The organism is Enterobacter sp. CM29 (genome assembly GCF_013179605.1).
Taxonomy (GTDB): Bacteria; Pseudomonadota; Gammaproteobacteria; order Enterobacterales; family Enterobacteriaceae; genus Enterobacter; species Enterobacter intestinihominis.
This window is the reverse complement of sequence record NZ_JABMCU010000359.1, coordinates 1-1,195: the sequence shown is the minus strand read 5'-3', so window position 1 is coordinate 1,195 and position 1,195 is coordinate 1. Positions and strand designations below refer to the sequence as shown.

Here is a 1,195-nt window from a genome sequence, read left to right as displayed (position 1 = left end):
GCCAAAACAGCTTCGGCGTTGTAAGGTTAAGCCTCACGGTTCATTAGTATCGGTTAGCTCAACGCATCGCTGCGCTTACACACCCGACCTATCAACGTCGTAGTCTTCAACGTTCCTTCAGGAGACTTAAAGTCTCAGGGAGAACTCATCTCGGGGCAAGTTTCGTGCTTAGATGCTTTCAGCACTTATCTCTTCCGCATTTAGCTACCGGGCAGTGCCATTGGCATGACAACCCGAACACCAGTGATGCGTCCACTCCGGTCCTCTCGTACTAGGAGCAGCCCCCCTCAATTCTCCAGCGCCCACGGCAGATAGGGACCGAACTGTCTCACGACGTTCTAAACCCAGCTCGCGTACCACTTTAAATGGCGAACAGCCATACCCTTGGGACCTACTTCAGCCCCAGGATGTGATGAGCCGACATCGAGGTGCCAAACACCGCCGTCGATATGAACTCTTGGGCGGTATCAGCCTGTTATCCCCGGAGTACCTTTTATCCGTTGAGCGATGGCCCTTCCATTCAGAACCACCGGATCACTATGACCTGCTTTCGCACCTGCTCGCGCCGTCACGCTCGCAGTCAAGCTGGCTTATGCCATTGCACTAACCTCCTGATGTCCGACCAGGATTAGCCAACCTTCGTGCTCCTCCGTTACTCTTTGGGAGGAGACCGCCCCAGTCAAACTACCCACCAGACACTGTCCGCAACCCGGATTACGGGTCTACGTTAGAACACCAGCCATTAAAGGGTGGTATTTCAAGGTTGGCTCCACGCAGACTGGCGTCCACGCTTCAAAGCCTCCCACCTATCCTACACATCAAGGACCAGTGTTCAGTGTCAAGCTATAGTAAAGGTTCACGGGGTCTTTCCGTCTTGCCGCGGGTACACTGCATCTTCACAGCGAGTTCAATTTCACTGAGTCTCGGGTGGAGACAGCCTGGCCATCATTACGCCATTCGTGCAGGTCGGAACTTACCCGACAAGGAATTTCGCTACCTTAGGACCGTTATAGTTACGGCCGCCGTTTACCGGGGCTTCGATCAAGAGCTTCGCGTTGCCGCTAACCCCATCAATTAACCTTCCGGCACCGGGCAGGCGTCACACCGTATACGTCCACTTTCGTGTTTGCACAGTGCTGTGTTTTTAATAAACAGTTGCAGCCAGCTGGTATCTTCGACTGATTTCAGCTCCGTC

Annotated in this window: 1 rRNA gene; it reads right to left on the bottom strand. The window is 53.7% G+C overall.

From position 1 onward, the window contains the following. Nucleotides 1–22: 22 nt before the first annotated feature. Nucleotides 23–1,195: ribosomal RNA gene (locus HP459_RS23005) — 23S ribosomal RNA — on the bottom strand; the annotation flags it as partial.